19 protein-coding genes and 2 pseudogenes are annotated in these 26,666 nt (G+C 75.1%); 16 read left to right on the top strand and 5 right to left on the bottom strand.

Translation table 11 applies throughout. The features are described 5' to 3' along the window. Positions 1 to 27 precede the first annotated feature (27 nt). From AB0C66_RS22985 to AB0C66_RS22975, 3 genes and pseudogenes are all read left to right on the top strand, one after another. Complete coding sequence (locus AB0C66_RS22985; protein ID WP_362441868.1) at positions 28 to 1,098, top strand: glycosyltransferase family 4 protein; 1,071 nt, start codon at positions 28 to 30, stop codon at positions 1,096 to 1,098. Further along, positions 1,095 to 1,937 carry a class I SAM-dependent methyltransferase gene (locus AB0C66_RS22980; RefSeq protein WP_362441534.1) on the top strand — a complete coding sequence of 281 codons (843 nt, stop codon included), beginning with the start codon at positions 1,095 to 1,097 and terminating at the stop codon, positions 1,935 to 1,937. The genes AB0C66_RS22985 and AB0C66_RS22980 overlap by 4 nt, the downstream gene beginning before the upstream one ends. After that, a pseudogene (locus tag AB0C66_RS22975) lies at positions 1,934 to 2,866 on the top strand (lysylphosphatidylglycerol synthase transmembrane domain-containing protein); the annotation flags it as partial. The gene AB0C66_RS22980 and the pseudogene AB0C66_RS22975, both read left to right, overlap by 4 nt. A gap of 186 nt (positions 2,867 to 3,052) precedes the next feature. Here AB0C66_RS22975 and AB0C66_RS22970 read toward each other — a convergent pair. Beyond that, a pseudogene (locus tag AB0C66_RS22970) lies at positions 3,053 to 3,697 on the bottom strand (RibD family protein); the annotation flags it as partial. Next, positions 3,694 to 4,446, bottom strand: coding sequence for a creatininase family protein (locus AB0C66_RS22965; protein ID WP_362441531.1), 753 nt, complete (start codon positions 4,444 to 4,446; stop codon positions 3,694 to 3,696). The gene AB0C66_RS22965 and the pseudogene AB0C66_RS22970, both read right to left, overlap by 4 nt. A gap of 98 nt (positions 4,447 to 4,544) precedes the next feature. On the opposite strand from AB0C66_RS22965, the gene ribA reads away from it, so the two are divergent. Continuing rightward, positions 4,545 to 5,201, top strand: a complete 657-nt coding sequence (gene ribA, locus AB0C66_RS22960; protein WP_362441528.1) for a GTP cyclohydrolase II — start codon at positions 4,545 to 4,547, stop codon at positions 5,199 to 5,201. A gap of 150 nt (positions 5,202 to 5,351) precedes the next feature. Further along, the gene (locus AB0C66_RS22955) at positions 5,352 to 6,452 is read left to right on the top strand and encodes a serine hydrolase domain-containing protein (RefSeq protein WP_362441525.1); all 1,101 of its coding nucleotides are present in this window, start codon (positions 5,352 to 5,354) and stop codon (positions 6,450 to 6,452) included. 45 nt (positions 6,453 to 6,497) lie between these two features. Here the strand turns inward: AB0C66_RS22955 and AB0C66_RS22950 are convergent, their stop codons facing one another. From AB0C66_RS22950 to AB0C66_RS22940, 3 genes are read right to left on the bottom strand one after another with little or no spacing between them, the layout of a single operon-like run. Continuing rightward, the gene (locus AB0C66_RS22950; RefSeq protein ID WP_362441522.1) at positions 6,498 to 8,459 is read right to left on the bottom strand and encodes a GMC family oxidoreductase; all 1,962 of its coding nucleotides are present in this window, start codon (positions 8,457 to 8,459) and stop codon (positions 6,498 to 6,500) included. Then, positions 8,456 to 9,925, bottom strand: a complete 1,470-nt coding sequence (locus AB0C66_RS22945; RefSeq protein ID WP_362441519.1) for a hypothetical protein — start codon at positions 9,923 to 9,925, stop codon at positions 8,456 to 8,458. The genes AB0C66_RS22950 and AB0C66_RS22945 overlap by 4 nt, the downstream gene beginning before the upstream one ends. Then, positions 9,922 to 10,614: a GntR family transcriptional regulator gene (locus AB0C66_RS22940; RefSeq protein WP_362441516.1), complete on the bottom strand. Its 693-nt coding sequence runs from the start codon at positions 10,612 to 10,614 to the stop codon at positions 9,922 to 9,924. The genes AB0C66_RS22945 and AB0C66_RS22940 overlap by 4 nt, the downstream gene beginning before the upstream one ends. A gap of 161 nt (positions 10,615 to 10,775) precedes the next feature. On the opposite strand from AB0C66_RS22940, the gene AB0C66_RS22935 reads away from it, so the two are divergent. The 11 genes from AB0C66_RS22935 to AB0C66_RS22885 all read left to right on the top strand — a co-directional run bounded on the left by AB0C66_RS22935 (position 10,776) and on the right by AB0C66_RS22885 (position 26,624). After that, the gene (locus tag AB0C66_RS22935) at positions 10,776 to 11,291 is read left to right on the top strand and encodes a 2Fe-2S iron-sulfur cluster-binding protein (RefSeq protein ID WP_362441513.1); all 516 of its coding nucleotides are present in this window, start codon (positions 10,776 to 10,778) and stop codon (positions 11,289 to 11,291) included. Further along, positions 11,288 to 12,280, top strand: coding sequence for a xanthine dehydrogenase family protein subunit M (locus tag AB0C66_RS22930; RefSeq protein ID WP_362441510.1), 993 nt, complete (start codon positions 11,288 to 11,290; stop codon positions 12,278 to 12,280). Before AB0C66_RS22935 ends, AB0C66_RS22930 begins: the two co-directional genes overlap by 4 nt. Further along, the gene (locus AB0C66_RS22925; protein ID WP_362441506.1) at positions 12,277 to 14,406 is read left to right on the top strand and encodes a xanthine dehydrogenase family protein molybdopterin-binding subunit; all 2,130 of its coding nucleotides are present in this window, start codon (positions 12,277 to 12,279) and stop codon (positions 14,404 to 14,406) included. Before AB0C66_RS22930 ends, AB0C66_RS22925 begins: the two co-directional genes overlap by 4 nt. 100 nt (positions 14,407 to 14,506) lie before the next feature. Further along, positions 14,507 to 15,079: a nucleotide exchange factor GrpE gene (gene grpE / locus AB0C66_RS22920; RefSeq protein WP_362441503.1), complete on the top strand. Its 573-nt coding sequence runs from the start codon at positions 14,507 to 14,509 to the stop codon at positions 15,077 to 15,079. 36 nt (positions 15,080 to 15,115) lie between these two features. Beyond that, complete coding sequence (locus AB0C66_RS22915) at positions 15,116 to 16,693, top strand: Hsp70 family protein (protein WP_362441500.1); 1,578 nt, start codon at positions 15,116 to 15,118, stop codon at positions 16,691 to 16,693. A gap of 36 nt (positions 16,694 to 16,729) precedes the next feature. Continuing rightward, positions 16,730 to 19,417 (top strand): hypothetical protein, encoded by a 2,688-nt coding sequence (locus AB0C66_RS22910; RefSeq protein ID WP_362441497.1) that lies wholly within the window; start codon positions 16,730 to 16,732, stop codon positions 19,415 to 19,417. A 43-nt stretch (positions 19,418 to 19,460) separates the two neighbouring features. Further along, positions 19,461 to 20,603 (top strand): hypothetical protein, encoded by a 1,143-nt coding sequence (locus AB0C66_RS22905; RefSeq protein WP_362441494.1) that lies wholly within the window; start codon positions 19,461 to 19,463, stop codon positions 20,601 to 20,603. A gap of 6 nt (positions 20,604 to 20,609) precedes the next feature. Next, positions 20,610 to 22,487 carry a hypothetical protein gene (locus AB0C66_RS22900; RefSeq protein ID WP_362441490.1) on the top strand — a complete coding sequence of 626 codons (1,878 nt, stop codon included), beginning with the start codon at positions 20,610 to 20,612 and terminating at the stop codon, positions 22,485 to 22,487. A gap of 4 nt (positions 22,488 to 22,491) precedes the next feature. Further along, positions 22,492 to 25,317, top strand: coding sequence for a hypothetical protein (locus tag AB0C66_RS22895; protein ID WP_362441487.1), 2,826 nt, complete (start codon positions 22,492 to 22,494; stop codon positions 25,315 to 25,317). 31 nt (positions 25,318 to 25,348) lie between these two features. Further along, positions 25,349 to 25,723 carry a hypothetical protein gene (locus AB0C66_RS22890; protein ID WP_362441484.1) on the top strand — a complete coding sequence of 125 codons (375 nt, stop codon included), beginning with the start codon at positions 25,349 to 25,351 and terminating at the stop codon, positions 25,721 to 25,723. Positions 25,724 to 25,730: 7 nt separating this feature from the next. Continuing rightward, positions 25,731 to 26,624 (top strand): hypothetical protein, encoded by an 894-nt coding sequence (locus tag AB0C66_RS22885; protein WP_362441481.1) that lies wholly within the window; start codon positions 25,731 to 25,733, stop codon positions 26,622 to 26,624. Positions 26,625 to 26,666 lie beyond the last annotated feature (42 nt).

The following is a 26,666-nucleotide window of genomic DNA, read 5'->3' as shown; positions in this document are numbered from 1 at the left end:
GAGGAACCGCGGGCGGTGCACATCGTGATGCCCGGCGATGTGCACGACCCCACCGCGCCGAGCGGGGGCAACGTCTACGACCTGCGGGTGTGCCGGGATCTGCCCGGCGCCGGCTGGCAGGTGCACGAGCACCCGGTGGCCGGGTCGTGGCCGCAGCCGACCGCGGGGTCCCGTGCCGAACTGGCCCGGATCCTGGCGGAGCTGCCCGACGGCAGTGTGGTCCTCCTCGACGGGCTGGTGGCCTGCGCGGTGCCCTATCTCATCGTCCCCGAGGTGGCGCGGCTGCGGCTGGCGGTGCTGGTGCATCTGCCGCTGGGCGACGAGACCGGGCTCGCCCCGGGCCGGTCGGCGGATCTCCAGGCCCTGGAGGGCCGGACGCTGCGCGCGGTGGGCGCGGTGGTGGCCACGAGCGACTGGGCGGCGCGGCGGCTGGTGGAGTTGCACGGACTCGCCCCGGGTCAGGTGCATGTGGCCGCGCCCGGCGCCGACAGGGGGCCCGCGGCGGAGGGCGGCGAGGACGGTACGCGGCTGTTGTGCGTGGCGTCGGTGACCCCGCGCAAGGGACAGCGGGGCCTGGTCGAGGCGCTCGCCGGGATCGGCGATCTGCCGTGGGAGTGCACCTTGGTGGGCGGGCTCGACCGGCATCCCGGCTATGTGGCCCGGGTGCGGGAGCTGATCGGAAGGGCGCGTCTGGAGGACCGGCTGCGGCTGGCCGGACCGCGTTCGGGCGCGGAGCTGGAGGCCAGCTACGCCGCCGCCGATCTGCTGGTGCTGCCCTCGCACGCGGAGACGTACGGCATGGCCGTCACCGAGGCGCTGGCCCGTGCGATTCCGGTGCTCGCCACCGAGGTGGGCGGGGTGCCGGAGGCGGTGGGCAAGGCGCCGGACGGCAGTGTGCCGGGCATGCTCATCGCCCCGGAGGACCCGGAGGCGCTCACCGCCGCGCTGCGCCGCTGGCTGGGTGAGCCCGCCACCCGCGGGCGGCTGCGGGAGGCCGCGCGCGGCCGCCGCAGCGCCCTGGACGGGTGGGACACGACATCGCGGAGTCTGGCCACTGCGCTGGACGGGCTCCGCCGGAACACCGGGAGGGCCGCGTGACGGCGACCGATACACCGCGCTACACCCCCGACTGGCTGGAGTTGCGCGAGGGTGCCGACGCGGCGGCCCGCGCCCCCGAGCTGCTGGACTCGCTGCGCGCGCAGCTGGCGGCGCGGCCCTGTCCGGACGGTCCGCTGGTGGTGCACGACCTGGGCTGCGGCACCGGGTCGATGGGCCGCTGGCTGGCGCCCCGGCTGAACGTACCGCAGCGCTGGGTGCTGCACGACCGGGATCCGCGGCTGCTCCAGCGGGCCGTCGAGCAGCCGCCGTGCGACGCCGGGGGCACACCGGTGGCCGTCGAGACGCGGCGCGCGGATCTGGGACGGCTGACCGCCGACGATCTGGCGGGGGCCTCGCTGGTGACCGCCTCGGCGCTGCTGGATGTGCTCACCCGGGAGGAGATCGACCGGCTCGCCGCGCTGTGCGCGGCGGCGAAGTGCCCGGTGCTGCTGGCGCTTTCGGTGGTGGGACGGGTCGAGCTGACCCCGGCCGATCCGCTGGACGAGGAGATCCTGGACGCGTTCAACGCCCATCAGCGGCGTGGTGTGCTGCTGGGTCCGGACGCGGTGACGGTGGCCACCGCGTCGTTCGAGCGGCAGGGCATGGTGGTGCGGACGCACAGCAGTCCATGGCATCTCGGCCCGGAGGAGTCCGCGCTGACGGCGGAGTGGCTGCGGGGGTGGATCGGCGCGGCCAAGGAGCAGCGGCCGGACCTCGGGGCGCGCGCCGACGCGTATCTGCGGCGCCGCCTCGCGGTGTGCGAAACGGGCGGGCTGGGAGCGGTGGTGCACCACCGCGATCTGCTGGCGCTGCCCGTACCGGGGGAGGCGGTGGCATGAGCGGGGCGGTCCGGGCGCGGCTCGGCGCGGTGGCCGGTGCGGTCATCCTCACGGTGCTGCTGTGGCGGCTGGGCACGGGCGCGTTCGTCGACGGGCTGCGCAGGATCGACGGGCCGACGCTGCTGGGCGCGCTCGGACTGGGCCTGCTCACCACGGTGTTCAGCGCGTGGCGCTGGTGTCTGGTGGCGCGGGGGCTGCGGATCCGGCTGCCGCTCGGCCGGGCCGTGGCGGACTACTACCGCTCGCTGTTCCTCAACGCGGCCCTGCCCGGCGGGGTGCTGGGCGATGTGCACCGCGCGGTACGGCACGGGCGCACCGCCGGTGATGTCGGGCGCGGGGTGCGCGCGGTGGTCCTGGAACGGGTCGCGGGCCAGGTGGTGCTGATCGCGCTGGGAGTGGTGCTGCTGCTGGCGCATCCGGCGGTGGCGCTGGAGCAGGGCGGACGGGTGGCCGGGCGAGTGGCCGCGGCCCCGGGTGTCGCGGCGGTCCTGGCCGTGGCGGTGGCCGGGCCGGTGGCACTGGTGGTGTGGCGGCGGCGCGGAGCGTCCCGGCCCGCCAAGGGGCGGCGGGCGCTCCGCGGCGCGCTGGCCGAGGCGCGCCGCGGGCTGCTGGCCCGCGGCAGCTGGCCGGGGGTGGCGGTGGCCTCGGTGGTGGTGCTGACCGGGCATGTGGCCATGTTCCTGCTGGCCGCGCGGGCCGCGGGGTCAACCGCTCCGGTCGCCGTGCTGGTTCCGCTGCTGGTGCTGGCCCTGATCGCCATGGCCCTGCCGCTGAACGTCGGCGGCTGGGGCCCCCGCGAGGGGGTCACCGCCTGGGCCTTCGGCGCCGCGGGGCTCGGCGCGGGCCAGGGGCTCTCGGTGGCCGTGGTGTACGGGGTGCTCACCTTCGCGGCGAGCCTGCCCGGTATCGCGGTCCTCATCAGCCAGTGGATCGCCGGACTGCGGCGTCCCCAGGTCGAGGTCGAAGAGGGTGTCCTCGCCGAGGACACCGCGGCGCACGGGCGGCCGGAGCGCGTCCCGCAGCACCGGGGTGCCGGCGAACCGGAGTCCGGGGACGCCGTCGCCGATGAGGACCGGCGCCACCGTGACGTAGAGCCGGTGCAGCGCCCGCTCGTACAGAAAGCGGGACACGGTCACCCCGCCGCCCTCGACCAGTATCCGGCCCAGGCCACGCCGCGCGAGTACGTCCACCAGGCGGTGGGGGGCGAACGCGTCGCGGTCCGGCAGCGTCAGCACCTCCACGCCCCGCGGGGCGGCCGGGCGCTCGCCGTCGGCGGCCACCACCCACAGCGTGGGCGCTGAACCGTCCGTGAAGACACGGCGAGTGAGGGGAACCCGGCCATGCGGATCGATCACCACACGCACCGGATGGTCACCGGCGCAGGCGCGGACGGTCAGTTGGGGGTCGTCGGCGGCGGCGGTCCCGGCGCCGACCAGCACCGCGTCGGTGAGCGCCCGCAGCCGGTGCAGATGGCGGCGGTCCTCCTCGCCGGTGACATAGTCGGCGTCGCCGGTGCGGGTGGCGATGAATCCGTCCAGGCTCTGGCCGAGCTGCGCCACCACCAGCCGGGGCCCGGCCAGGCACAGCGGGGTATAGCGCGCGGCGAGTTCCCCGGCTTCGGGTGTGGCGGGCTGCCGCCACCGGTGTGTACCGTCCGCGCCCCGGACCAGACCGGCCGTCGCGGCCTCCGCCACGGTCCGGACCGTGCGGAGCAGATCCCATGCCCGCGTCGCGTCGAGCTCGGCGGTGCGGTCCGTCATCGCGTCTCCTCCGGGGCACCGAGCAAGGAGAGATACTCATCGAAGGAATCGACGAGACCGGCGAGAAGCTCCTTTCCCTTTTCGGCGGATGCCAGGGAGGGGCGTCCTATGACCCCGGACTCCGTATAGGCGGACATACCGAGGGTGAGCAGATGCTTCCGGTCATCCGCTATCCAGTCGGCCTTTTCCTGGCCGGGCCGGACGAGTTCCGGGCGGACCCGCAGGAGGATGGAAGTCTCCACTTCTCCCGCATGCATATCGCTGTTGGACGGCGTCTGCACTCCGGCCCGCTCACGTGCGGCCGCCCAGTCGGCCGAGCCCGGGAAAAGCGCCATACGCGTGCCGGTGCCCGCGGATTCCTGAACCACGTTCCGCAGCACGTAATTCCCGCCGTGTCCGTTGACCACGGCGAGCGCGTGGATGCCGGAGCCCCGCAGCGATGCGGCGATGTCCCGGACGACGGCGTGCAGGGTGGTGGCGGAGATGCTCACCGTGCCCGGCCAGTCCGCGTGCTCGTGCGAGCAGGAGACGGTGATCGGGGGCAGTGCGAGCACCGGGTGGGCCGCGGCGATCTCGGCGGCGATGGCGCTGGCCACGACCGTGTCGGTGATCAGCGGGAGCCCGGCGCCGTGCTGCTCGAAACTCCCCACCGGCAGGACGGCGACCCGGGCTCCGCGGGCCCTCACGTCCTCCGTCGTATCCGTCGGCAGAAGATCCGGGATCTGTGGTCGCGCTCCCGAACTGCTCATGTTTTTCGGGCCTTTCGTTCGTACACCGGGGCATCGTGTTGACACGTGCTCGCCATTTTCACCTACACCGCAGGCAGTTTGCCAGATAGGATCGGGACATGACAGTAAGTGATAGCGTGTTCGACTCCAGCGCTCGCACCGCGGGTGCCAAGCGCGTGGTGAATCTCCAACTGTCCACCGTGTACGGCGAATTCCGCGCGGTCGGCTACCTCGACCTCAATCGCGGGGATGAACAAATAGCCCTGGTATACGGTGATGTCGAGGGTGAGGATGTCCTTACCCGACTGCATTCGGAGTGCCTGACCGGAGATGCCTTCGGCTCCAAACACTGCGAGTGCGGAGATCAGCTCTCCGCCGCGCTGAACACCATCACGCGCGAGGGCCGCGGCATTCTGATCTATCTCCGCGGCCATGAGGGCCGGGGCATCGGTCTGCTCTCCAAGTTGCAGGCGATGCAGCTCCAGGCGGAGGGGATGGACACCGTCGAGGCCAATCTCGCCCTCGGGCTGCCCGCCGACGCCCGCGACTACCAGGTGGCGGCCGAGATGCTGCACGACCTCCAGGTGCGGTCGGTACGGCTGCTGTCCAACAACCCGCTCAAGCGGGAGGCGCTGCTGCGCCACGGCATCGACGTCAGCGAGCAGGTGCCGCTGCTGACCCCGCCGCGCGAGGAGAACATCACCTATCTGCGTACCAAGCGGGACCGGATGGATCACTATCTGCCGCATCTGGAGGTCGCGGCCGACCGCTCATGAGGCGGTCGGCGGAAGGCACGGCGGGGGCGGCCGGACCCGCCGTGCCGGGCCGAGCGGTGCCGCCGCGCCGACCGGGCGATGAGTTTCGCGTCGCGGTCCGGTCCACCCTTCGACGGGCGGGACCGGAAGGGTCGGCACGGAGGAGCGGTGATGGGCGGTATGCGGGAGCGGGTCCGGCGGAGCGTCGACCGGATGGTGGAGTCGGGGGCGGAGCGCGGCGTGCAGGTGGCGGTCTACCGGCACGGGGAGCCGGTGGTGGACGTGGTGGCGGGGGTGGCCGACCCGGCCACCGGGCGGGCGGTGACCCCGGCCACCGTGTTCTACAACTACTCCATCGGTAAATCGGCCGCCTCGGCGCTGGTGCATCTGCTCGCCGAGCGGGGTGCCTTCGGCTACGACACCCCGGTGGCGGAGCTGTGGCCGGAGTTCGGCGCCCGGGGCAAGGAGAAGGTGACCGTACGGCAGGTGCTCACCCACTCCGCCGGGGTGCCGGGGCTGCCGCTGGACACCACCCGCGAGGCGCTGTGCGACTGGGAGCGGATGTGCGCGGTGATCGCCGACGCCGAGCCCTGGTGGGTGCCGGGCACGGCGGTCGGTTATCACGCGTACACCTTCGGCTACATGGTCGGTGAGATCGTGCGCCGGGTGACCGGCCGTCCCCTCGCCCGGGTGCTGCGCGAGGAGCTGACCGGACCGCTGGGCGTGGCGGACGAGCTGTACTTCGGGATGCCGGTGTCCGAACACGGGAGGCTGGCCCCGCTGGAGGACGCGCCGGGCGCCGCGGAGATGCTGGCGGGGCTGCCCGAGGAGCTGCCGATGTTCAGGGCCGGGCCGAAGTGCACGTTCCCGACTGCCGAGCTGGGCAACCGCACGGACATCCTGGAAGCCGATATCCCGGCGGGCGGCAAGACCTCCGCCCGCGCCATGGCCCGGCTGTACGCGGCGCTGCTGGGCGATGTCCCCGGTGTCCGGCTCGTCTCCCCGGCGCGGCTGCGGGAGATCACCTCAGTGGCGGCGAGCGGCACCGACCGGATCTACGGCAACGAGTCCACCTGGGGGCTGGGGTTCGCGCTCGGGCTGCCCGACGGGTCGGGGCGCGAGGCCGGTGTGTTCGGGATGGGTGGCGCGGGCGGCAGCTACACCTTCGGGGATGTGTCGACCGGGTTGGCGTTCGCCATGACCAAGAACCGGCTCTCCCCCGACTTCTCCGCCGTCACCGAGGTGATCGGCATCGTGACCGCCGAGGCGTAGCCGGGCCGGACGGGCCGGAGACACCCGACAGGCCCGGCGGGCCGGTCATGAGACACCGCCCGACACCCCCACGGTCACTCCCGCGCCCTCCAGATGGGCTTCGCACACCGCGAGGGCGGCGGCCATGATGGACAGTTGCGGATTGACCTCGGGGCAGCTGGGCAGCACCGAGGCATCGGCGACCAGCACCCCCCGCACCCCGCGCAGCCGTCCCGCGGGGTCGGCGGGGGCGACTTGCGGATCGCCGCCCGCCGCGGCCGTACCGGTGGGGTGGAACGCCGACAGATGCAGCTGACGGGCGCTCACCTTCGTGAGAGCGGCGTCGAGTTCGGCGAGACCGCGCACCCGTGGGGTGGCGGGGATACCGGTCAGCACCTCCTCCGCGCCCGCGGCGAGCAGCAGTGCGCCCATGGCGCGTACCGCACGGACCAGACGGCCCGCGTCCCGGCGGTCCAGACCGTAGCGGAGCAGGGTGCGCTCCCGGCCCAGCACCCGGCCGGACGGCCGGTCCGCGATCATGGCGCCGAAGGTGGCCAGCCGGTCGGAGGTCTCCAGTTCGCGGCGGAGCTCCCCGCCGAGGCCCGGGAGGACGAAGGAGCCCATCCCCGGCGGGGTGGCGGTGGCCTCGATCAGGATGCCGTCGGCGTGGTGTTCCTCCACCCCGACGCTCTGGAGCACCCCTTCCCAGGCGGTGACGGGCTGGTCGAACCGCCCCGCCACGCTGGTGGCCGGATGGACACTCAGATTGCGGCCGAGCATCGGGTGGCCACCGAGTCCGGAACGGCGCAGCAGCGGGGGTGTCTCCAGGGCGCCCGCCGCGACGACCACGAGCGGGGCGAGGATCTCGAGGGTGCGGCCGTCCTCGCGCCGCACCTTGACCCCGGCGGCGCGCGGTCCGCCGGGGCGGTCGCGTTCGACGAGGATCCGCCGCACCCGGGCGCCGGTGACGATGCGGGCTCCGGCGGCGCAGGCGTCGGGCAGTACGGACAGCTGCACACTCTGCTTGGCGCCGGTCGGGCAGCCCACGACGCACTGGCAGGAGCCCTTGCAGCCGGGGGCGTTACGGCGCAGTGGCGCCGCCGCCCAGCCCAGCCGCTCGGCGCCGCTCAGCGCGAGCAGGCCGTTGTTGCCGAGCACGTCCAGCGGCTGGGTGGCCACCTGAACGGTCCTCTCGGCCTCGTCCAGCGCGGGCTCGAAGCGGTCGGCGAGTGCGAACCCGAAGGTGCCGCGCCACCGCTCCAGGACGTGGTCCGGGGTGCGGTAGCAGGTGCCGGAGTTGACGACGGTGGTGCCGCCGACGGCCCGGCCGACCGGCAGCAGCAGCGGCGGATTGCCGACGGCCACGGTGGCGCCGCCGTCCCGGTACAGCTCGGTGAAGCGGTCCAGCGGGGTGCGTCTGCCGAAGGAGGTGGTGGAGTGGTGGTGGCCCTCCTCCAGGACGACCACGCGCAGTCCGGCGCGGGCGAGGGTGCGGGCGGCCACGGCGCCGCCCGCACCGGATCCGATGACCACGGCGTCGGCGGTGGAGCGGGCGGGCCAGGCGTCGGCCGGGGTGCAGTCGAGCGGCGGGTCCTGGCGCGGGAGGACACTGCCCGGCCGGTGGCCGCCCTGGTCGAGCAGCCGCTCGGTGCCGGCGGCGAGCAGGACGGGGACCTTGACCACGTCGAACAGCGGGAGCAGCGCGGACCGGGCGCCGAGCGAGCCGATCAGCCGCTCCCGTTCGGCCGGGCGGAGGGCGGTGAGCCGCCGGCCGGTGGTGGCGAGGGCGAAGGCGTCGACCGCGGCGGCCGCGGCGCGCACACCGGCGCGGGCGGGCAGCGGCATCGAGGAGAGCACGGTCTCCAGCCGCCGGGAGACCCGGCCGGGCCACGGGGTGGCGCCGTCGTCCGCGAGGAGGGCCGCGACGAGGCCGTCGAGGCTGCCGCCGGGGTCCGGGGCGCGGAGCCGGGCGGCGGCCGTGCAGACGGCGTCACGGGGGCTCGGGGTGCGGGGGGTGTCGGGGCTCATCGGTCGCCCACCTCCGCGTGCGCGGTGCCGTCCAGGGTCCATTCGGCCTCGGTGCGCCAGCCGCCCCACCACCGTTCGAGCAGGATGTGGGCGTCGGCGCTCTCACTGTTGCGGCAGACCGCCGGCGAACCGTCGGGGTCGGCGTAGTCCAGGGCCAGGGTCCGTTCCTCGGGCTGGGTGACCTCGACGCGGATCCGGCGCGTACCGGCGCGGCCGGTCACCGTCCAGGTGGGCAGCGCGACATCGGCGCGGAAGCGGCCGAGTCCGGCCCAGCCCACCGCGGCGCGCTCGGCCCGCCGCGGCCAGGTGCGGCCGCGGTGGCGCAGCCGCAGGAAGACCAGCGGGGGCAGCCGCCGCAGGCCGGGCCGGGTGGAGACGGCGGCCACGATCTCCAGGACGCCGTCGTCGCCCAGGTCGGCGTGGAGCCACGCCCAGCGGTGGGCGTTGCCATGGCCGTAGATACGGGCGGAGGCGCCGGGCGCGCCGTCGAGGGTGAGGGTGGTGTCGTGGTACGCGAAGGTCCCGGTGTAGGTGGCGCGGGCGGCCGGGAGGATCTGGGCGGCGGGCAGCCGGGGGCGCCGCCAGGACCAGCGGGGGAAGGTGTACAGCGGTGTGTCGGTGGGGTGTTCGGCCAGCTGCCAGCTGAACTCACCGGCCGCTCCGCTCAGTTGACCGGGAGTGGCCTGGATGCCGTCGCCGGTGAATCCCTCGGCGGGACGGGTCCAGGGGGTGGGGCCGAAGCGGGCGTGGCGCACCGGGCCGCTCCGGGGGAAGGCGGCGGCCCAGCCGTGGGCGAAGGCCGGGGATCCGTCGGCGGGGGCGACGAGTTCATGGTGCAGCCACAGCCCGGTGCCGGTGGCCGGATCGGTCGCGGTGGTGTACCAGACCTCGGTCCGGCCGGGGGTGCCGTCCCACTTCGGCGCGAGCAGCGGGGCGCTCTCCTCGCCGCGCGGAAAGCGGAAGCTGGCCAGGAACGGCAGGAGTTGGGTGGCCGGCGGAAACCGTACGGTGCCGGAGCCGACCGCCGCGCCGTCCTCGTACAGCGTGTACGGCAGCACGGTCATGGAGGCGATCGGGCGGCGCGGACTGATGGACTTCCAGCCGTCGAGGGTGAGGCGGCGGCCGTCCGCGGTGAACTCGATCCGGTAGCGGATCCGGCGCCGGGCGAGCGGGGAGATCTCCAGGGTGCCGGTGGCGTCGGGGTCGTCGGCCCACCCGGCGACGCGTATCCGCCCGGCGAGAAGGGCCGGTGTGGTGCCGAAGGGGCGCAGCACCCGGTCGGCCGCGACCCGCAGATCGAGGCGGACCGGGCGGTCGTGGTCCTCGCCGTCGAGGCGGATCCGGCCGAGCATGGTCTCGCGGAAGGTGGTGCCCCGGCGGGGCGGGCGGGGGCGGTCGGGCGTGCCGGGGACGGATCCGGTCCCCGGGGTACCGGTGCGGTCGGGGGTGCTCGTACGCGTACTCATGCGAGGCCCTCCAGCATGATGCGTTCGGTGGCGGTCAGATACGCCTCGGCGGCCCGGTGGGCGGCCCGCCGGTCGCCCCGGACCACGGCGTCGACCACCGGTGCCAGCCGGTCGTGGGCGGCGGCCGGGTCGGTGAACGGCCCGGACAGGGCGGTGCGCACGGGCAGATAGGCGTTGAAGAGGGTGTTGGTGAGCAGGGCGTAGACCCGGTTGCCGGTGGCGCGGGCGAGCGCCCGGTGCACTTCGACGTCGGCGAGCTGCACCGCGTCGGTGTCCTGGGCCTCGCCCACCGCGACCAGCGCGGTGCGCAGTTCGTCCTTCTGTCCCTCGGTGGCGCGGGCGGCGGCCCGTTCGGCGATCAACGCGCCCACGGAGCGGCGCACTTCGAAGACCTCGCCGATCCAGTCGGGGCTGTGCCGCACCAGCATGGGCAGCAGATCGGCGCCGCCGAGCCGGGCGTAGTCGCGGACCCGGGTGCCCACACCGTGCCGGGTCTCCAGCAGTCCGGCCTGGATCAGACGGCCGAAGGCGTGTTTGAGGGTGGTACGGGTGACGCCGTACCCCTCGGCGAGTTCGCGCTCCGGCGGCAGCAGGGTGCCCGCCGGGTGGCGTCCGGTGAAGATGTCCTCCCGCAGGCGGTTCTCCAGGACGTCGACGATGGTTTCGCGGGGCAGTGCCTCCACGCTCATCCTCTCCCAGTGGCTCAGTGGATGATCCACATGGAATCACTGGGCACAGGTCACGTCAAGACGCGAGGCTACCGCCGCCGGACGGGCGGTCGGTGGGTATTTATCCGATGATGGGTGGAGCTGCGTGGAATCCCGACTGGACAACGATCAAGGACTCGATCATGGACGTGGAGATCACGCTGCGGGTGGACGGTACCGAGCACCGGCTGACCGTCGACACCCGTACGACGCTGCTGGACGCCCTGCGCGAGCGGCTGGGGAACACCAGCCCCAAGAAGGGCTGCGACCACGGACAGTGCGGCGCCTGCACCCTGCTGCTCGACGGCCGGCGGGCACTTGGCTGCCTCGCGCTGGCCGTGGCCCACCAGGGCGCGGACATCGTCACCGCGGCCGGTCTGGCCGACGGGAACGGCGGCGGGCTGCATCCGCTCCAGAAATCGTTCATCGCCCATGACGCCTTCCAGTGCGGCTACTGCACCCCCGGCCAGATCGTCTCGGCCGCCGGGATGCTGGACGAGGCGGAGGCGGGCTGGCCGAGCGCGGTGAGCAAGGATCCCGGCGCCACCGACGTGGTGCTGGACGACGAGGAGATCGCCGAGCGGATGAGCGGCAATCTGTGCCGCTGCGCCGCGTACGCCAATATCGTCCCGGCCATCGCGGAGGTGGCGCACCGATGAAGCCCTTCCGCTACGAACGCGCCGACGACGTGTCCTCCGCGGTCACCGCGCTGGTCGAGGAGCCGGCGGCGGCCTACCTCGCCGGGGGCACCAACCTGGTGGACCTGATGCGCCTCGAAGTGGCCACCCCCGAGGTGCTGATCGACGTACGGCGGCTGACCTCCGACCGGATCGAGGAACTGCCCGACGGCGGCCTGCGGATCGGAGCGGCCGTCCCCAACAGCGATCTCGCCGCCGACGACCGGATCCGGCGCCGCTATCCGGTGCTCTCCCGGGCCGTGCTGTCGGGCGCCTCGGGCCAGCTGCGCAACCTCGCCACCACCGGGGGCAATCTGCTCCAGCGCACCCGCTGCGCGTACTTCCAGAACGTCACCACGCCGTGCAACAAACGCCAGCCGGGGTCGGGCTGTTCGGCCCTGGAGGGCTATCAGCGCGATCTGGCGATCCTGGGCTCCTCCCCCGCGTGCGTGGCCACCCATCCCTCCGACATGGCGGTGGCGCTGGCCGCGCTGGACGCGGTGGTCACCGTGCGCGGTACGGACGGGGAGCGGGGGATCCCGCTGACCGAGCTGCACCGGCTGCCGGGAGACACCCCCGAACGGGACACCGTGCTGGAGCGCGGTGAGCTGATCACCGGTGTCGAACTGCCCCCGCCGTCCCAGCTGACCACCGCCTCCCGCTACCGCAAGGTGCGCGACCGGGCGTCGTACGCCTTCGCGCTGGTCTCGGTGGCCGCCGCGCTGGACGTGGCCGACGGCACCGTACGGGATGTGCGGATCGCGCTGGGCGGAGTGGCGCACAAGCCGTGGCGGGCCACCACCGCCGAGTCGGCGCTGCGCGGCGCGCCCGCCACCCGGGAGAGCTTCCGGGACGCGGCGGCGGCCGAACTGGCCCCGGCGCGCCCGCTGCCGGGCAACGCGTTCAAGGTGCCGCTCGCCCGCAACACCCTTGTCAGTGTGCTGCTCGAACTGCTGGAGGAGAGGCGATGAGCGACGTCCGCGCCCGGCCCCGCGCCATCGGCAGCCCGCTGGACCGTATCGACGGCGCGCAGAAGGTCACCGGCACCGCCACCTACGCCTTCGAATGGCCGCTGGAACACGCCGTGTACCTCTATCCGCTCCAGTCCACCATCGCCGCCGGGCGGATCACCGGGGTGGACACCGCCGGGGCCGAGGCCGGACCCGGGGTGCTCGCGGTGCTCACCCATCTCAACGCGCCCTCGCTGACCTGGCCCGACGACCCCGAACTCGCCGTACTCCAGACCGATGAGGTGGCCTGGCGCGGCCAGTTCACCGGAGCCGTGGTGGCCGAGACGCTGGAGGCCGCGCGGGCCGCCGCCGGACTGGTCCGGTTCACCTACGCGCCCCGGGAGCACGAGGTGGTGCTCCGCGCGGACAGCGACGACCTCCGCAAACCGGTGCACGCCGCCCAGTTCGGCTCGGCACCGGGCGAGCTCCAGGACGGCTCGCCCGCCGACAGCCTGCTCGGGGACGTGGACGCGGCGCTGGAGTCGGCCCCGGTCCGGCTGGACGCCACCTACACCACGCCGATGGAGCACAACAACCCGATGGAGCCGCATACCGCCGTGGTCAGCTGGGACGACGGCGCGCTGACGGTGTACTGCTCCACCCAGGGCTCGTCGTTCAGCCAGACCCTGATCGCCGGGGTGCTGGGGCTGCCACCGGAGCGGGTGCGGGTGATCTCGCCGTATGTCGGGGGCGGTTTCGGCTCGAAGGTCTACCCGCACTCCTACGCGGTGCTGGCCGCGATGGCCGCCCGTACCGTACGGCGGCCGGTCAAGTTCTCGTTGACCCGTCAGCAGATGTTCGCGCTGGTCGGCTACCGTCCCGCCTCGATCCAGCGGATCCGGCTGGCCGCCGACGGCGACGGGCGGCTCACGGCCATCGCCCATGAGGTGGCCGAACAGACCGCGAAGGCCAAGGGATACGCGGACCAGGTGGCGGTGTGCACCCGGATGATGTACGCCGCCCCGCACCGGCGCACCACCCACCGGCTGGCGCCCCTGGACATCCCGGTGCCCACCATCATGCGGGCGCCCGGTGAGGGACAGGGCATGTTCGCACTGGAATCGGCCATGGACGAGATGGCCCTCGCCTGCGGTATGGACCCGGTGGAGTTCCGGATCCGCAATGAACCGGAGGTCCACCCGGAGTCCGGACTGCCGTTCTCCAGCCGCCATCTGGTGGCCTGTCTGCGCGAGGGCGCCCGCCGGGCGGGCTGGGAGCGGCGCGATCCCGCGCCCCGGGCGCGCCGGGACGGCCGCTGGCTGCTGGGCAGCGGAGTGGCGGCCTCGACATATCCCTCGCCCCGGCTCCCGGGGAGCAGCGCCACCATCCGGGTCACCCCGGACGGCCACCACCGGGTGCTGATCGCCGCCGCCGATCTGGGCACCGGCGCCTGGACCGCGCTCACCCAGATCGCGGCGGACGCGCTGGACGTGCCGGTGGAGCGGGTGGAGGTGCGGATCGGGGACACCGCGCTGCCGCCCGCGTCGGTCGCCGGATTCTCCTCCGGCATCAGCAGCTGGGGCAGTTCGATCTGCGCGGCGGCGACGCGGCTGCGCGAGGTGCTGGAGTCCGGCCACGGGGGCACGGTCCCGGCACAGGGCCTCGAGGTCACCGCGGATATGCCCGTCAACCCCGACGAGGACCGGTACGCGATGCACAGTTTCGGCGCCCAGTTCGCCGAGGTGCGGGTGGACCAGGACACCGGGGAGGTGCGGGTGGCCCGGCTGCTGGGGATGTTCGACGTGGGCCGGGTCATCAACCCCAAGACCGTGCGCTCCCAGCTGATCGGCGGGATGACGCAGGGGATGTCGATGGCGCTGTACGAACACAGCGTGCTGGACCCGCGGTTCGGGCATGTGGTCAACCACGACTTCGCGCAGTACCACATCGCGGCCCACGCCGATGTGCACGCGGTGGAGGCGCACTGGGTGCACGAGCGGGATCCGCACACCAACGCGATGGGCTCCAAGGGCGCGGGCGAGGTGGGCATCGTGGGCACGGCGGCGGCCATCGCCAACGCGGTGTACCACGCGACCGGCGTCCGGGTCCGCGAACTGCCCGTCACCCTCGACAAGCTGCTGTCGTAAGCGCCGCGCGGTCAACTCCGCGTGGCGCGGGGCCAGTTCCGCACCCGGGCACGGTGATTGCGCTAGGGTCTGACGCGCCGCACAGACTCGGGGGGCGCGTGTGCCGGAGACGGAACCCAGTACGACCGGGCAGGACAGCGAGCAGGACAGCGGTCCGGACGGTGGGCCGGACAGTGGGCTGGAGCGCGCCGTCGCCGAGTTCACCACCGCGCTGGCGCGTCAGCAGGATCTCGCCGACCGGCGCGAGGAGATCATCACCCGGCTGCACACGGAGCTCCAGGAGCTGCGCCGCGGAGAGCTGGACGCCGCCCTCGACCTGGTGCGCCACGGACTGATCCGGCTGCACGACCGGATCCTGCGCCAGGCCGAGCAGATCGACGCCCCGCTGGACACCGGTGAACTGCGCACGCTGCTGCGGGCGCTGGCCGACGAGACGGCGGACACCCTCGCGGGCACCGGCACCGAGCGGTACGCCCCGGAGGAGGGCGAGCCGTTCGACTCCGCCTCCCACCGGCCGGTGGGACGCGCCGGGGCCGCCTCCCCGGAGGCGGACCGCACCGTCGCGCGGGTGGTGGCGGCGGGATTCACCCGCGGTGAGCGGGTGGTGCGCAAGGCCGAGGTCGTGGTGGCGCGCTGGGAGCCGCCGGACGGTACACCGCCGTCGGCTGGGTAGTGATCGGGGCAGGGAAGCACCGCGGAGGGGGAACGCATGGCCGTCTACGGCATCGACCTGGGCACCACCTATTCCTGTATCGCCTGTGTGGACGATGTGGGCAGACCCACCGTGCTGCGGAATCTGGAGGGTTCGGACACCACCCCCTCGGTCGTCTACTTCGAGAGCGCGGACGGCACCGTGGTGGGCCAGTCCGCCAAGGACGCCGCCGTACTGGACCCGGACGCGGTGGTGCAGCTGATCAAGCGGGACATGGGCGAGGCGGTGACCCGGGAGTTCCACGGCCGGTCGTTCACCCCGGAGGAGATCTCCGCCCGGGTGCTGCGCAAACTCGCCGACGACGCACGGGTCAGCGGCGGCCATGAGGTGCGGGACGTGGTGATCACCGTCCCGGCGTACTTCGGTATCGCCGAGCGCGACGCCACCCGCAAGGCGGGCGAGATCGCGGGCCTGCGGGTGCTGGACGTGGTGGCCGAGCCCATCGCGGCCGCCCTCGACTACGGCGCGCTGGGCGCGGGCGCGGACGGCGGCGACCACGCCGTCCTGGTGTACGACCTGGGCGGCGGCACCTTCGACACCACGGTGCTGACGCTGAGCGGCAGCGAGCTGAAGGTGGTGTGCACCGACGGCGCCAAGGAGCTGGGCGGCGCCGACTGGGACGACCGGCTGGTTCTGCACTTGGTGGACGCCTTCCGGACCAGGTTCCCGGACGCGGGCGATCCGCTGGCCGACCCGCAGACCGAGACCCAGCTGCGCAAGGACGCCGAGGAGGCCAAGAAGGCGCTGTCGTTCCGGGGCGGCTATACGGTCCGGGTGATGCACCAGGGGCTGGTGGAGCCGGTCGAGCTGACCCAGGAACTGGTCGAGGAGCTCACCCGGGACCTGCTGGACCGCACCGTGGACCTCACCCGGCGCACCGTGGAACTGGCCCGGGAGCGCGGGGTGGCGCGCTTCGACGAGGTCCTGCTGGTGGGCGGGGCCACCAAGATGCCCGCCGTGGCCCGGCGGCTGAGCGAGGAGTTCGGCTTCGACCCCAAGCTGCACAACCCGGATCTCGCGGTGGCCCGCGGCGCCTCGCTGTACGCCCTGGACCGCGCGCTGTACGTGATCAACAGCGGCGAGGTGTCCGCCGAGGACGCGCCCCAGGTGCCGGACACCGGCCGGATCACCCACCAGCCGTACACGATCTCCACCGTCGCCTCGCGCGGCTACGGCATCCAGGTGTGGGATACGGAGCTGGAGCGGGAGTACGTCACCCATCTGGTGCACGCCAACGACGCGTTGCCGGTCGCGGTGGTGCAGGACTTCTACACCATCCGCGCCGGGCAGCGGAAAGTGCACATCAAGGTGATGGAGCAGGCCGGGGCGGTCGAGTCCGACGAGCTGGGGCACAACACGGTCGTCGCCGACGGTGAGTTGGACATCCCGCCGGACAAGCCCGAGCGCTGGCCCCTCCAGTGCGAGTTCACCCTGGACGCCTCGGGGCTGCTCATGGTCGTGGCCACCGAGCGGGAGACCGGTGAGCGGCTGACCCTCACGGTGCGGATCGGCGGTATGACCGAGGAGGCGGTGGAGGAGGCCAGGATCTCGCTCACCAAGGAGCGGATCGCCTGAACCGGCCGCGGCCGGACCGCCGTGGGGGGGTGAGAGATGGCATTCGACGAGGCGCGCTACCGGCGTGAGGTGCTGGACCACGGGCTGCCGCTCAAGGACGACCTGCGCTGGCGCTACCAGCTGGCGGAGCCGTTGACGGCCGCCTCGGTCACCGAGGCGGTGAAGGAGGCCCGGGCCTGCTGGCGGCGTGGCCGGTCCCGGCTGAAGTACCGGCCGGTGATCGAGGCGCTGGAGGCCGGACACCCGCTCCACCAGCGGGTGTTCGACGCCGCCGCGGCGGGCGACCTGGAGCCGTTACGGACCGCGCTGGCCGAACAGGGCCGCCGCGAGGGCGACGGCCGCCGTCGGCTGCTGGCCGCGCTGGAGGAGGCCGCGGACGGGCTCGGGCTGATCGCGCCCGCCACCGTCGAGGAGCTGGCCACGGCCCACGGCGTGCCCGGGGCCCAGGTGCGCGAGGCGCTGCGCGGCGCGACGATCGAGGAGCGGGAGCCGGACGCGCTGCCCGCCGCCGCCCCGCACCCCGCGTACCCGCGCTGCGCCCGGCAGTTGGCGCTGCTGCGGCTGCGCCATCTCGCCGACTTCCTGGCCGCGGACGGCCCCGGCGGCCGGGCCGCCGCCCCGCTCGCGCCGTTCAGCCAGCCCCCGCCCGGTGAACGGGAGCTCGACGGGGCGGCGGACCGCTGGGCGCGGCTGCCGCACAGCGCCGCCCAGACCGCCGCCCATGGTGTGGTCGCCGCGCTGCGGCAGATACTGCGCGAACACGGCCCGGAGGAGCTCGGCGCGGTGCTGCGGTACGAACTGGCCGCCTCGGTGCGGGAGCACCGCGCGGCCCGTGCCGGGGCCGCCACGCTGCTCGCCCACGCCGTCGGGGAGTTGTCGGTCGCCGAGGCGGACGCCCGGCGGCTGGTCTTCGCGGTCCTCCACGAGCGCGCGGCGGACCCGGTCACCGGGCGGCTGCGGCGGCTGGCCGCCGACGGGCTGCTCGCCGAGGCCGCCGCCGTTCTGGACCGGTTCCCGGACGGGGCGCTGCCGGAGGAGGCGGCGGCGCTCGCCACCCATGTCCGGGAGCGGCTGGCCGAGGCGGAACGGCTGCGCGAGCGGGCCGCGGGACTGCGCGGCGGCGATCCGGACCGCGGCTGGGCGCTGCTGGACGAGGCCGAGGTGATCGCAGCGGATCTGCCCGGCTCCGACGCGCTGCGCCGGGCGCTGCCCGCCCGCCCGGTGCCGCGCGCCGGGGCCGTCTCCGACGACGCGGGGGTGCTGGTGGAGTGGGAGCCCACTCCGTCCACCGCCGGGGAGCCGGAGTACCTGGTGGTCCGGCGCACCGGCCGCCCGCCGCGCTCCGCGCTCGACGGCACCCCGCTGCGGCCGGACTCCCCCGGCGCCACCTCGCTGCGCGACACCTTCGCCCCCGACGGCACGGCCCTGTTCGTCGGCCGCCCGCTGTACTACGGCGTGGCGGTACGGCGCGGCGCGGGGCCGGACACCCCGCCGTCCGCGCTCACGGTGTGCGGGCCGGTGTACCACCGGCCCGAAGTGTCGGGCGTACGGCTGCGGGTGGGCGACACCACCGTCACCGGCGGCTGGCGGACTCCGGCCGGGGCGGAGTCGGTGGAGGTGACCCGCGAGGGGGCCGGCGGACGCCGGGTCGAGGTGGCCGCCCGCCGGGACGGGTTCACCGACGGCGGGCTGGCCAACGGCACCGTCCACCGCTATCGGATCGCCGTGGTCTACCGCGGCCCGGACGGTGCGCGCACCGTCACCGAGGGCGTCCGGCTCTCGGCCACCCCGGTCTCCCCGCCACGGCCGGTGACCGCGCTGCGGGTGGAGCCGGTGGCGGACGACCCGGCGGCGCTGGTGGCCCGGTTCCCCGCACCGCACGGCGGGGACGCGGCGCTGTATCTGCTGGACGGCGCGCCGCCGTGGCCCGAGGGCACCCGGCTGCCGGTGGCCGGACTGCGGCCCGCCGCCCGGCCGTTGGCGGGCTCACCGGCCCCCGGCGGGCTGCGGTTCCCGGTCCCGGCGCGCAGCGGCACGGTGCTGGTGGTGACCGTGGCCGGGGACGAGGCGGTCACCGGCCCGCACCGGCGGGTCGAGGTGCTGCCCGGCCTCGGCCGGATCGAGGCGCGGCGGCTCGGCGGCGAGGTGGCCGTCGCGTTCGACTGGCCCGCGCACGGGGTGGACGCGGTGGAGCTGTCCTGGACGGTGGCCGGTGCCCCGGCGGGCCGCAGGACCGTGACCCGCGCCGCCGCTCTGCACGAGGCGGGGGCGCGGATCCCGGTGGCGGACGGCGCGGCGGTGGAGATCGCGGCACGGGCGGTGGCGTCCGGTGCGGGGCCCCGGGTGGGCGGCGCCCCGTCCCTGACATCGCTGCCCGCGCGGATCGAGGTCGGCTACCGGCTGACCCGGTCGGGGCTGCCCGGACGGCGCACCCTGCGCGCGGTGTTCACCGCCCGGGCCGCCGTACGCGCCGAACGGCTGCTGCTGGTCCGGGCGTACGGCGAGGGCTGGCCGCTGGCTCCCGGCGACGGCGAGACGCTCGGTGAGCTGACGGATGTCGAACTGCCCGCCGGACGGCCGGTGGAGCTCACGGTGGCCGCGCCCGGCGGGAAGGGGCCCGGCGGGCGCGGCTACTGGCTGCGCTGCTTCGCCGTCGGCGACGGGGTGGTGCTGCGCGATCCGCCGACACACGAACTCCAGGTGGGACGAGGGAAACGCCAATGAGGCGGCTGAAACGGGTGAAGCGGGTGAAGCGGGTGAGGGACAGATGAGGCTGAGGCGCGGCGGGCCCGGCGGGCGCACCTGGGTGTGTCCGCACTGTTTCCGGCGCCTCGGCCGCGACGGCTTCGGCTTCGTCTGCGCGAGCGGCGGCCGGGAGTGCGCCGAGGACCGGCGGCTGGCCGCGGCCGATCCGCTGGACCGCCGGGCGACCTGTGGCACCTGCGGGCATCTCACCACCCGGCGCCGCTGCCGCCCCTGCGGGGACCGGCTGCCGGAGGGCTATCTGGAGTCACCGGGGCGGATCGTGGCGCTCGCCGGGCCGGTCAGCTCCGGTAAGAGCACCTATATCGCGGTGCTGGTCCATGAGTTGCTGCACCGTCTCGGCGATGAGCTGCGCACCTCGCTGGTGCCGTGTGACGACCGCACCACCGACGACTACCGGGAGCGCTACGAGCGCCATCTGTACGACGGCCACCGGACCGTGCCCAAGACCCAGGAGCGGGACGGCGGCCGCCCGCTGGTGTACCGGCTCGGCCGCACCCGCCGCGGGGCGTTCGGCACCGGCCGCGACACCTCGCTCACGCTGGTCTTCCTGGACACCGCGGGCGAACACTTCGGCTCCCGGGACCGGATGGAGACCCAGCTGCGCTATCTCGCCGAGGCCGACGCGGTGGTGGTGCTGGTCGACCCGCGGGACGTGGCCGGTTCCGGAGCGCCCGGCGCGGCCGGGGGCGGCGCCGTCCGCACCGCCGGGCGGACCGCCGGACCGTCGGTGGATGTGCTCACCCGGGTGCTGCGCCACCTCGGTGAGGCACACGCCCCGGGCGGGGGCGGGAAGGTGGCCATCCCGGTCGCGGTGGCGCTGACCAAACTGGATCTGCTCTGGCCGGAGCTGCCCGACAGCTCGCCGCTGCACCGCACCCGCGCCCCCGGTCCGGTCTTCGACGCGGATGACCGCGCCGCCGTCCACACCGAGCTGCGGGCGCTGCTGGCCGGGTGGCGGGAGGGCCAGCTCGCCCTGCGGCTGGACCAGTCCTGCGCCGACTACCAGCTGTTCGCCCTGTCGATGCTGGGCGCCCCGCCGCGCGGCGCCGACCTGGGTCTCGGCGGGGTACGGCCGCACCGGGTGGAGGATCCGCTGATGTGGCTGCTGCACCGGTTCGCGATGCTCGACCGGGGAAAGGTGTGAGACACCGTGGCCGGACAGGCGCACTACTCCTCCGCGCCGCCCGGCGCCGGTGACCGGCAGGGCGGTTTCCGCTTCACCGCGGTGTCGGCGGACGTCCCCCGCACCACGCTGGACGCGCTGCGGCCGCTGATGGCCTACACCCCGCCGCCGGGCGCCGCGGCCGAACCGGCCGACCATCCCGTGGCGTTCGCGTACGACCTGCTCGGCGCGGTGCGCGCGGTGACCCGTATCCGCAGTGTCGGCCAGGACTACACGGGCCGCTGGGGCAACTACTTCTGCCACTCCGTCCTCGCCGCGCCGGAGGAGCTGACCGGGCTGCGTCCGGTGGAGCTGTGGGGCGCCCCGCTGTGGGCCGGGGTCCCGGCCCCCGACGACGGCCGCCCGCTGCCGGACATCGGCGAACTGCCCCTGGGCAGCACGGTCGGCCCCGACCGGGTCCGGCGGGTGCTCCGGGAGAGCGGCCCGGCGGGCGGGCGGCTGCTCGCGGACCTCCTCGCGGCGGTGCTGAGCGCGCTGGAGCGGGGGACGGCATCGGACGGACCCGGTCCGGTGGTGCTGGTCTCCTCCTCCGGCGAACGGGTGCTGGACTGGCTCACCGCCGTCTCCTACGCCCTCCCGGCGCCGCTGGCCGCCGAGTTGACGTTCGTCACCTACACCGACCGGCCGTACGACGACCACCGGCTGCTGGTGGGCACCGTCCCGGAGGTGTGGGAGCGGCACGGCGGCGGGCACGGCGCCGTCTTCCACCTCGATCCACCGCTGCCCGCGGATGCCCCGGCCACCGGGAGCACACCGCACGCCACCGCCGCCGGACTGCTCGCCCGCGCCTGGGCCGAGGACGACCTCGATGTCTTCGACACCGTCGCCGACCTCTGGTCCGCGGTGCCCCCGGCGGCGGCCACACACCCGGTGACGCGGCTCAGCACCGTGTGCGCCCTGGTCGCGCTCGCCCGTGGCGGCTGGGACGCGGAGTCCGCCCCACGGCCGGAACGGGACGCGCTCGAGCGGCTGTTGGGCGCCCTCGCGGGACGCCCCGAGCTCCTGCCGCCCGGGGTGCACCGCTCCCTGGCGTCCGGCCCGGCCGGTCTGGACGCACCGCTCGCCGCCCGGCTGCTCGCCGTCTCCCCCGCCTTCCGGGACAGCGCCCGCCACACCCTGGAGCAGGCCCTGCTGACGGGCGCGTTCCCGGATCCCGGGGCGGACGGCGCGGTGTCCACGCTGGCGCGCTTCGTGGCCGAGGCGGTCCGGCTGCGGCTGGCCGAGGCGGATGTCGCGCCGGAGGCCGTACGGGACGGGGCGGAGCAGTGGCTGACGGCCCGCCCCGGACCGTTCGGCGACACCCTCGCCGCCCTGCTGCCGACGGTTCGCCCACAGCCCGCGGGGATGCCGCCCCGTCCGGACGCACCGCCGGACGGGGCGCTCGCCGACAGCCATCGCCGGGCGGTCCTGGCCGGGGTGCTCAGGGCGCTGGAGGGCTCCGCGGCGCTGCGGGAGGCGGCCCTGACGCCCGAGGTGTGCGCGGTGCTGACCCGGCGCCCGCCCGATCCGCTCGGGATGCCCGAGGGCGGTGAGCCATGGACGCAGGCGCCGCGCACGGCGGTACGGGTATGGCTCACCGGCGCCGGGGCGGAGCCCGCGCGGCGGCATGAGGCGGCGCTGCGGGTGCTGCGTCTGTACCGGCAGGGGCTGCTGGGCGAGGAGGAGACCGTGGCCGCCGTCGGCCAACTGGCGCTCCCCGCGCCCGCGGAACCGCCCGGAGCCACGGAGCCGTACGGACCCGGAGAGCCGTACGGGCCCGGGGAGCCACACGGACCGGTGGCGCCGCCCGAGGACATCTCGCCGGGACGACTGCTGCGGCGGGTGCTGCGGCGCGGCGAGGGGTGAGCCGGTGCCGCTGTTCATCCTGCCCGCGCAGGCCATCGCGGTGGCGGTGGCACTGGGCCTCAATCTGCCCGCGCTCTTCCTGGTCCTGATGGGGCGCCATGTGGCCATCCTGTGGGCGGTGTTGGGACGGCCGGTGAGCGTGCGTACCGGCGCCCTGTCCGCTCTCGGGGCGCCCCTCCGGCGGCTCGCCCTGACCGGCCCGCCGCCGTCCGCCACCTCCCCGGTGTCCGCGCCCGGCGACCACCGGCCCGGTGGCGACGCGGCGGAGCCCGCGTACCGGGCCTATCTCCACGGCCCGGCCCTCCGCGATCTGCGGCGGGCGTACCGGACCTGCTCCGAGGACTGGCGCGCACTGCTCACCGAAGCCCGCGGCGGAGCCCGGCTGGCGTACGTCAGAAGGGAGGACGGACAGCGCCGGGCGGTGTGGATCGGGCTCGGCTATCCGGCCTTCCTGCTCGGTCTGCCGCTGGTGGTGCTGGTGGCGGCCGTGCTCTGTCTGTTGGCGGCGGTGGTCCAGTTGGCGCTGTGGGCGGTGGCGTTCGCCATCCGCGCGGTGCTGTGGTGGGCGCCCCTGGCGGCCGTGGACCGGGCCGGGCGGTGGCGTCACGACCGGGGCGCCGTCTGCCCGCATCTGGAGTGCGGGGAGCCGGTGGCGCTGCCGGTGCACCGGTGTCCGGTCTGCGGGGCGGATCACCGGCGACTGGCGCCCAATGGGTACGGGGCGCTGCGCCACGTCTGCCGCTGCGGGGCGCGGCTGCCCGCCTCGCCGGTGTTCGGGGCGCGCCGTCTGGAGACGTCCTGTCCGTCCTGCGCCCGGCCGCTGCCGCGCCGGACGGGGCGAGGCCGGGCGCGCCCGCGGACCGTGGTGCTGGCGGGTGGGCCCGGCTCCGGTCAGAGCGTGGTGCGTTACCGCGCGCTGGCGCAGGCGCGGCAGCGGGTGGCGGCGCTCGGCGGGGTACTGCGCCCCGAGCCGGTCGCGACGCACGCGACCACGCTGACCGGGCTGCGCGGCGCCGATGTGCCACTGGTCGTCTACGATCCGCCCGGCTCGGCGTACACCCGGCAGGAGTCGGTGGACGCGCTGGGCTGTCTGCGCCGTGCCGACGGGCTGGTGTTCGTGGTCGACGTGCTGGCGCTGCCATGGGTGCGGCGTTCGCTGGACGAGGGCGAGCGGGAGGCCGTCGGGGCGGTGCCCATCTCCCCGCAGGACCCGTCGGACACGGTGGACCGGGTACTGCACGTCCTCGACACGCTCCCGGCCCGTCGCAGGCCACGGCGGATCGCCGTGGTGCTGACGAAGTCCCGGACGGTCCGGCGGACCATGGCGGACGCCGACCCGCAGGGCGCGGCGGAGTCGGGCCCCTCGGCGGAGTCCGGGGCGGCGGTGCGCGGGTGGTTGGAGCGGGCGGGCGGCGGCAATCTGGTGCGTACGGTCGAGCGGTTCGGTGGCCGGGTGCGGTACGCCGTCGCCGGGACGGACGGCGACCCCGAGACGGGCACGGCGGGCGAGGCCACCGCGGCCCCGCTCGGCGAACTGCTGCTCTGGGCCGCCGGAGTGCGGATCGCACCCCGCCGCGGCCTCCGCCGCCCCGCCGTACGGCCCGCGCCCCGCGCCACCGTCCGCCGTGGCCGTACCGCCGCCGAGCGGCTGGCGCTGCGGCAGCGGCGGGCGCGGGCGGCGGAGCGGCGGTGGCAGCGGATGCGCCACGCGGTGCCCGGGGCGGCGCGACGGCCGCTGGCGGCGCTGCTCGCGGCCGGTGAGCGGCGCAGCCGGGCGCGCCGCACCCTGCTCGAGGGCGCCCGCCACTCCGCCCTGCGGCGGGCCGACGGGTGGGTGCCCGGCGGGCGCGAGGGCGCGCCCGCCGGAGGCACGGCCACGGCGCGCGGCGGGCTGCTGACGGCCCATCTGGCGGGTTTGCTGGCCGTGCCGTTGGCCATGGCGCTGCTGATCGCGGGCGCGCTGCCGCCGACATGGTTCTTCGGGCTGCCCGCGGCGTACGACACCTGGCGGCGTCCGCTGGCGGACTCGGTCCGGGACGTCGACGTGGCCGCGTACACCCCGGGCGCGGACTGGCCGTTGGCGCTGGCCACCTATTCCGCCCCGGGCAGCTCCCCGGAGATGCCGCGGGACGGCCACGACGGGGACGTCTGGTCGACCGAGGGCAGCCCCAACGAGCAGGACCAGTGGGTGCTCCACTTCGGCACACCGGTGCGGATCCACCGCATCGACGAGCAGTGGGCCGGTGCGCTCACGGCCGCCACCGTGGACTACCGCATCGGATCGCGCTGGGTCTCCCCGCCGCGCGGCAGCTGGAAGTTCGACCTGGACGAGGATCATCCGGGCCGTCTCGACAAGGAGTCGCTGGTCCTCAAGCGTCCGGTCGAGGTGTCGGCGGTGCGGGTGTGGGTCATCCATACGCGGGGCCGCACAGCGCGGTTGCGCGGCTTGCGGGTGTGGTCGCGGTCGTCGTCGATCGTACGGCTGCGCCCGTCGGCCGACGGCGGGCGGCTGACCGTGCGCAACACCGCGGCCCGTGAACTGGCCGTGGACGTACGCCCGCCCGTGCTGCCCACCGGCTGGCGGGCGGTTCCGGCGGGTCGTGCGCCGCGTACGGTCGGGCCGCACGGCACGGTGGGCGCCCGCTGGACGATCGTGCCGCCCGAGGACCGGTCGGTGGCGCGGCGGGGCGGGCCGGTGGCGTACGCCGTGCGGATCACGGAGGACGGCCGCACGGTGACCGCCTGGTGCCGCGGGGCGCTGGCGGCGTCGGGGAAGAACACGGCGAAGGCGACGGACACGGGATACCGGGTGGTGCCGACAACATGTTGATCACAGTGGGTTCCTACCGAGGAGCGGTCCCATGACCAGCCGATCCGAGCGGCAGGCGCTGGCCGCGTTCTGCGCGGTGCTGCCCCGGCTCCGGGCCATGCTGCGGGGCCCGGCCTCACGGGCCCGGCGGGCGGCGGTGGAAGAGGTGGTGCTCGCCGCGCGGCGCGGTGAACCGGTCGGCGGACTGCTCGCCGGGCTGGGGATGGACGGCCCGGTGCCGGTGACGGCGGGCCCGTCCCGCACCACGCTGCCGACGCCCGTGGAGGAGGACCGGCCCGCGCGGATCACCGGTGTCTATCTCTGCCCGCTGGGCGCGTGTCCGCGCGCCGAGGAGCGTACGGCCTCCTCGGAGCTGCCCACGTGCGGGGTCCACGACCGGGCCCTGCGCTTCGTCGCCGACCGGTGAGCGCGCCATGGTGAGCGGGTTCCTCTCCGAGTTCGGCAGGAAGGTCGCGGAGCGCTGGGCGACCCAAGTGGTCCTTCCGGGGCTGCTGTTCACCTGCGCCCTCGCGGTGGCGTCGGCGCTCGGCCAGCGGCGGTGGGCGGACACCGGGCTGCTGTGGCGCACGCTCGGCGCGTTCGCGGCGGTGGGCGGGGCGCGGCAGCAGGCGGCGGGGTCGGCGCGGACCGTGATGCTGGTGATCGGCGTGGTGGCGGTGTCGGTGGCGGTCGCGCTGGTGGCACGGGCGCTGGGCGGACCGGTGGCGTCGCTGCTGTCCGGGCGCTGGCCGTTCTTCGCCCGCCCGCTGGCCCGGCGGCTCACCGCCCGCCGCCACGCGGCCTGGTGGCGCCACGACGCGGCGTACGAGGCGGCCCGGGAGGCGGGCGAGGACGCGCACCGGCTGGGTGAACTGGCCGCGCTGCGCAACGCGGTGGCGCTTGTCGAGCCACGGCGGCCCACCTGGACCGGGGACCGGCTGGCGGCCCCGGCCACCCGGGTGCGGGACCAGTACGCGCTGGATCTGACCGCCGCCTGGCCCCGGCTGTGGCTGCTGCTGCCGGACACCACCCGGCAGCCGCTCACCGACAGCCGGCAGGGCTTCGACGAGGCGGCGGCGCTGGGCGGCTGGGCGGCGCTGTACGGGGCGCTGGGCGCGCTGTGGTGGCCGTCCGCGGTGGTGGGCCTGGGGGTCGCCGTGGTCTGCCGACGGCGCTCGCACGAGACGGCACAGGCGTACGCGGAGCTGGTGGAGGCCGCGGTCGATGTGCATCTGGACGAGCTGCTGGACCGGTTCGACGACGAGCTCCGGCCGATCCGCCCGGGCCGTGGGGCGGCGGTCACCGAGCGGTTCCGCAAGGGCGTATGAGCCGGGGTGTCCGGGGTCACGCCCCCGGACCCGCGGCGCACC

It is taken from the genome of Streptomyces sp. NPDC048636 (genome assembly GCF_040650655.1).
In the GTDB taxonomy this organism is placed as follows: Bacteria; Actinomycetota; Actinomycetes; order Streptomycetales; family Streptomycetaceae; genus Streptomyces.
This window is presented reverse-complemented; position numbering and strand designations above follow the sequence as displayed.

Excerpts from the sequence above, each read along its gene's own strand:
- AB0C66_RS22935 (WP_362441513.1), top strand. The coding sequence starts at position 10,776 with ATGGACGTGGAGATCACGCTGCGGGTGGACGGTACCGAGCACCGGCTG.
- AB0C66_RS22940 (WP_362441516.1), bottom strand. The coding sequence starts at position 10,614 with ATGAGCGTGGAGGCACTGCCCCGCGAAACCATCGTCGACGTCCTGGAG.
- AB0C66_RS22890 (WP_362441484.1), top strand. The coding sequence starts at position 25,349 with ATGACCAGCCGATCCGAGCGGCAGGCGCTGGCCGCGTTCTGCGCGGTG.
- AB0C66_RS22905 (WP_362441494.1), top strand. The coding sequence starts at position 19,461 with ATGAGGCTGAGGCGCGGCGGGCCCGGCGGGCGCACCTGGGTGTGTCCG.
- AB0C66_RS22950 (WP_362441522.1), bottom strand. The coding sequence starts at position 8,459 with ATGAGCCCCGACACCCCCCGCACCCCGAGCCCCCGTGACGCCGTCTGC.
- AB0C66_RS22885 (WP_362441481.1), top strand. The coding sequence starts at position 25,731 with ATGGTGAGCGGGTTCCTCTCCGAGTTCGGCAGGAAGGTCGCGGAGCGC.
- ribA (WP_362441528.1), top strand. The coding sequence starts at position 4,545 with ATGACAGTAAGTGATAGCGTGTTCGACTCCAGCGCTCGCACCGCGGGT.
- AB0C66_RS22965 (WP_362441531.1), bottom strand. The coding sequence starts at position 4,446 with ATGAGCAGTTCGGGAGCGCGACCACAGATCCCGGATCTTCTGCCGACG.
- AB0C66_RS22910 (WP_362441497.1), top strand. The coding sequence starts at position 16,730 with ATGGCATTCGACGAGGCGCGCTACCGGCGTGAGGTGCTGGACCACGGG.
- AB0C66_RS22925 (WP_362441506.1), top strand. The coding sequence starts at position 12,277 with ATGAGCGACGTCCGCGCCCGGCCCCGCGCCATCGGCAGCCCGCTGGAC.
- AB0C66_RS22985 (WP_362441868.1), top strand. The coding sequence starts at position 28 with ATGCCCGGCGATGTGCACGACCCCACCGCGCCGAGCGGGGGCAACGTC.
- AB0C66_RS22955 (WP_362441525.1), top strand. The coding sequence starts at position 5,352 with ATGGGCGGTATGCGGGAGCGGGTCCGGCGGAGCGTCGACCGGATGGTG.
- AB0C66_RS22915 (WP_362441500.1), top strand. The coding sequence starts at position 15,116 with ATGGCCGTCTACGGCATCGACCTGGGCACCACCTATTCCTGTATCGCC.
- AB0C66_RS22930 (WP_362441510.1), top strand. The coding sequence starts at position 11,288 with ATGAAGCCCTTCCGCTACGAACGCGCCGACGACGTGTCCTCCGCGGTC.
- AB0C66_RS22945 (WP_362441519.1), bottom strand. The coding sequence starts at position 9,925 with ATGAGTACGCGTACGAGCACCCCCGACCGCACCGGTACCCCGGGGACC.